Annotated in this window: 4 protein-coding genes; 1 reads left to right on the forward strand and 3 read right to left on the reverse strand. The window is 75.2% G+C overall.

Going from position 1 to position 4,685, the window contains the following annotated elements; all coding sequences use genetic code 11:
- A partial coding sequence (locus tag ACTUAL_RS07525) for a protein kinase domain-containing protein (RefSeq protein WP_440899729.1) occupies positions 1-1,032 on the reverse strand: 1,032 nt, incomplete at its 3' end.
- Positions 1,033-1,253: 221 nt separating this feature from the next.
- Between ACTUAL_RS07525 and ACTUAL_RS07530 the strand changes: the two genes are divergently transcribed.
- Positions 1,254-1,619 (forward strand): Rv2175c family DNA-binding protein, encoded by a 366-nt coding sequence (locus ACTUAL_RS07530; protein WP_096497652.1) that lies wholly within the window; start codon positions 1,254-1,256, stop codon positions 1,617-1,619.
- A gap of 163 nt (positions 1,620-1,782) precedes the next feature.
- Here the strand turns inward: ACTUAL_RS07530 and mptB are convergent, their stop codons facing one another.
- Entirely contained in the window at positions 1,783-3,243 is a 1,461-nt protein-coding gene (gene mptB / locus ACTUAL_RS07535) for a polyprenol phosphomannose-dependent alpha 1,6 mannosyltransferase MptB (RefSeq protein WP_440899730.1), read from the reverse strand.
- 431 nt (positions 3,244-3,674) lie between these two features.
- Positions 3,675-4,685 (reverse strand): phytoene desaturase family protein (crtI, locus tag ACTUAL_RS07540; RefSeq protein ID WP_440899731.1); only part of this gene is annotated, 1,011 nt, incomplete at its 5' end.

The raw sequence follows: 4,685 nt of genomic DNA on the forward strand, positions 1-4,685 counted from the left end.
CGACGGGGTCAGCGGCACCTGCTGGGACACCCCAGGGGCCAGCGGGACCTGCTGGGAGGTGGACGGCGGCAGCGGCACCCGCTGGGAGGTCGCGGGCGGCGGCGCACCGTGCTGCGCGGCCGGCGGCGGCGCGCCGGGGAACGGCGCGGGCGCGGCCAGCGGCGCGCGCGTGGTCGGCAGCGGCACCTGCACCGCCGCCAGGCCCAGCGCCGTCCGCGCGGCCTCCACCTCGGCCAGGAACGCGGCGGCGTCCGCGGGCCGCAGGAACGGCTCCTTGCGGGTCGCCCTGCGCACCAGCTCCGCCACCTCGGCGGGCACGCCCTCCACCGGCGGCACCACGTCGTTGACGTGCCGGTACGCCACGGAGATCGCGCTGTCCCCGACGTACGGCGGCGCGCCGGTGAGCATCTCGTACAGCACGATGCCCGCCTGGTACACGTCGCTGCGCGCGTCGGCCGCGCCGGTGGCGACCTGCTCGGGCGAGAGGTAGGCGACCGTGCCCATGATCACGCTGTCGCTGGTGATCCCGGACCCGGACATCGCCCGCGCCAACCCGAAGTCGGCGACCTTGACGACGCCGTCCGCGCCGATCAGCACGTTCTCCGGCTTCACGTCGCGGTGCACCAGGTCGGCCCGGTGCGCGGCGGCCAGCGCCGCGAGCACCCGCTCCAGCACGGACAGCGCGAGCGCGGGCTCCAGCCTGCCGCGCTCCACCAGCAGGTCGCGCAGCGTCCCGCCCTCGACCAGCTCCATCACGAGGAACACCCGGTCCTCGTCGACGCCCTGGTCGTGCACGGCCACCACGCCGGGGTGGTGCAGCCGCGCGGCGGTGCGCGCCTCGCCCTCGAAGCGGGCGACGAAGGACGGGTCCGCCGAGAAGCGCGAGTCCATCACCTTGATGGCCACCGGCCGGTCCAGGCGGGTGTCCACGCCCCGGTAGACGGCGGACATCCCTCCCCTGGCGACGAGGGAGCCGATCTGGTAGCGGTGTTCCAGCAGCCCGCCGGTCACGTGAGTCGACGACCTTTCCACAGGGGTGGATCGTACGGTGGAGGAGATACCGGCCGAACCCGTGAGTCGCGCCCGCGCACCCGATCATGGCGGCTCCGCTGTGGGATTGCCGTCAAGGGGCGGGTCGTCCGGGCGGTGAACGGTCCGGCGAACAGCGGGTTTCCGGTGGGTGGCGGGCTTTTGACGCCCACCACCCGGTTGGTGCAGGGCATTGCTCCCCGCGCTGTGGCATCGTGGCGTTCGTGAGTGCGATTCCTGCCGCTGCTGATGTGCTGGCTCCCGAGATCGAGGTACTCGGCCTGGCCGAGGTCGCCGAGCGGCTCGGCCAGCCGGTCAACCGTGTTCACCAGTTGCTGCGCGACGGTCAGCTCCTCGCTGAGCGGCGCGACGGCGTCCTGGTCGTCCCCGCCGACTTCATCGCCGCCGGAAGCGTGGTGAAGGGGCTCCCCGGCACCATCACGGTGCTGCGCGACTCCGGCTTCTCCACCGAGGAGATGCTCCGCTGGCTGTTCACCGAGGACGACACCCTGCCCGGCAGCCCGATCGAGGCGCTGCGCGGCGACCGGGGCCGCGAGGTCAAGCGCAGGGCGCAGGCCATGGCCTTCTGACGCGCCAGGGCCCGCCGCGCCGCGCGGCGGGCGCCCGGAACACCACCACGAAGTCGACCGGGGCGCGCCGGGCACGGCGCGCCCGCTCCGGGCGGTTCCCCGCGGGGAGCCGCCCGGTCCGCTTCGCGGGGTCGGGCGGTGCGGTGCGCTCCGGTGGCCCAAGCTAGGGCTTGCCCGAGAGCCGGAGCGGGTCGTCCTTGGTCAGCGAGACCGCCGCGAGCGCCGACAGCAGCACCGCGACCAGCAGGTAGCCCCACGAGTAGAGCGCGGTGTCGCCGTTCGGGAAGGTCACCAGCAGCAGCCAGGTGGAGAAGAACGCCACGGTGGTCAGGCCGCTGGCCGTCCAGGCCAGGCCCGCGCCCAGCACCAGCGGCCAGGTGAAGTACCAGGGCAGCGTGGCGGGGGAGAGCAGCGCCACCGCCAGCATGGTCACGGCCGCGCGGAACACCGCGTTCGGACCGCCGTCCTCGGCCGCCCGCCACTGCCGCCAGGCGATGAACACCAGCAGCGCCGAGCCGATGCCGCGCGCCACGGTCAGGAACACGCCCTGGTCCAGGTGCACGAAGACCGTCACGAGGGTGTGCGCGAGGTCGCCGACCGCGCTGGGCAGCGACAGCCAGTTCACGATCATCGAGGACGTGCTCAGCGCGGGCAGCCAGCCCAGGTCCCGGCCCGCGATTACGCTCGTCGCGGTGAACACCACGGCGAACACCGCCACGCCGCGCCCGATGGCCCGGCCGATCGCGGCCCGCCGGGGGCCCTCCGTGCGGGCCGCCCACACCAGCACCAGGAACGGCAGCGCGACCGCCGCCGTGGCCTTGACCGCCACGCCCAGCGTCACCAGCACGATCCCGGCCACGTGCCTGCCGTCGAGCACCAGCAGCACGCCCGCGGCCATCAGGCCGACCATCAGCATGTCGTTGTGCGCGCCGCCGATCAGGTGCACCAGCACCAGCGGGTTGGCCGCCGCGAACCACAGCGCCACGGCGGGCTTGCCGCCCAGGTGCCGGGCGAGGCCGGGCAGCGACCAGCAGACCAGCGCCAGCCCCACGACCAGCACCAGCCGCAGCAGCACCACGCCGCCGATCACGCTGCCGCCGGTCAGCCACACCACGCCCTCGGACAGCAGCACGAACAGCGGGCCGTACGGGGCGGGCGTGTTCTGCCAGACCCAGCTCACGTTGTCCGACAGCGGGCTCTGGAGCACCGCGGGCCCGACCTGGTACGGGTCGAGCCCGTTGAGCGCGAGCTGGCCCTGCGCCAGGTAGCTGTAGATGTCCTTGCTGAACAGCGGCGGCGCGAACAGCAGCGGCAGCGTCCAGGCGCCCACCGCGGCGAGCACCGCGCGGCTGCCCACGTGCCCGCGCAGCACCATCCGGCCCAGCCGGACCCACGACCACACCACGAGCGCGAGCCCGAGGTAGAGCACGGCGGTGGCCAGGTCCTGGCCGTGGCCGTAGCGGATCCAGCTCAGCGAGGTCGCGGCCAGCAGGGGGTCGCGCTTGACCACGGCGCCCGCGCCGCTGCCGCCGAGCGCGACGAGCATGACCCCCGCGACGCCCAGCAGGATCGTCCGGACGGGGATGCCCCTCGGCTCGGTCGCCGGGGTCGCCGAAGAGCGCACCGGCTCGACGCTTGCGGTGCTCGAACGGGAGGAAGACGGAGTCGCGGCCATCGCCGGGACATCGTCGCACAACGCGCGCGCGAGGCGGGATGCAATGGCTCTCACGCGTGACGCGGGCGTGCGCCCGGTGGGGATCTTCGCACGTCGGCCTGGGTGGGACGATGCGCCGCACGGAGTATTCGCGCGCGGTGCTCGGGCGTTCCGGGGCTCGGGCCGGGCCGGTTCGGGCTGGTGGTCGCGCGCCCCCGCCCGACCGGGCGCCGCGCGGGAGGGGTTTCGGAACCGTTCTGGAACCGCTCCGAAGCCGCCCCGAGACCCGGTCTCCCGGAAGGGGCGACCGGGGCGCTCCCGGCCGCGCGGACGGCGGGCCGCAGGGGGTGGTCCGGGCCCGTTCCGGGGTGGAGCGGGCCCGGCCTCCCCCGGCGGTGCGGTCAGCGCCGGGACACCCGCGCCAGCAGCCCCGCCACCGGGCGCCTGCCGACCGGCGCGGCCACCCCGGTGATCCGCTGCGCGGCCAGCCTGCCGGACACCAGCACCGGCGGCACGCCGACGCCCGGCGTGGTGCCGCAGCCCGCCAGCACCGCGTTCTCCACCCCGGACACCAGGTTCCTCGGCCGGAACGGCCCGGTCTGGGCGAAGGTGTGCGCCGCCGAGAACGGCGTGCCCGCCGCCATGCCCATCGCGGCCCAGTCCTTCGGCGTCACCAGGCGCTCGACCTCGACCGAGTCGCCGAACCCGGTCAGCCCGCGCCGCTCCAGCTCCGCCACCAGCTCGTCCCGGTAGGCGGGCCCGACCCGCTCCCAGTCGATCCTGCCCGCCCGCAGGTTCGGCGCGGGCGCCAGCACGAACGTCGCCGCGTCCTCCTCCGGCGGCCTGCTGACCAGCAGCGACGGGTCGCTCATCAGCTGTCCCCGGTTGATGACCTCGTCGAACGTGCGCTCCCACGCGTCGCCGAAGAAGATCGTGTGGTGGGCCAGCTCGTCCCAGCGCCTGCGGGTGCCCGCGTGCAGCACCACCGCCGACGGCGACCAGCGCACCGGCAGCAGCCTGCGCGGCCGGTGCCCCAGCAGCCGGTAGGACACCGGCAGGTCCGGGGTCAGCACGACCGCGTCGCAGGCGATCCGCTCCCCGTGCGCGGTGCGCACCGCCGTGACCCGCCCGCCGATCCGCTCCAGCCACGCCACGCGCGTGTCGAACCGCAGGTCCGCGCCCGCGTCGGCGGCTGCGGCGGCCAGCGCGTCGGGCAGCGCCCGCACCCCGCCGCGCGGGTGGTGCACGCCCGCGATCGCGTCCATGTAGGCGATCACCGCGTAGGCGGCCATGGCCTTGCGCGGCGCGAGCCCGGCGTACAGCGACTGGAACGTGAACACCCGGCGCAGCCGCTCGTCGGTGACGAACCGGCCCACCGCCGGGTCGAGCCTGGCGAACCCGCGCCGCGACGC

The organism is Actinosynnema sp., from assembly GCF_052038725.1.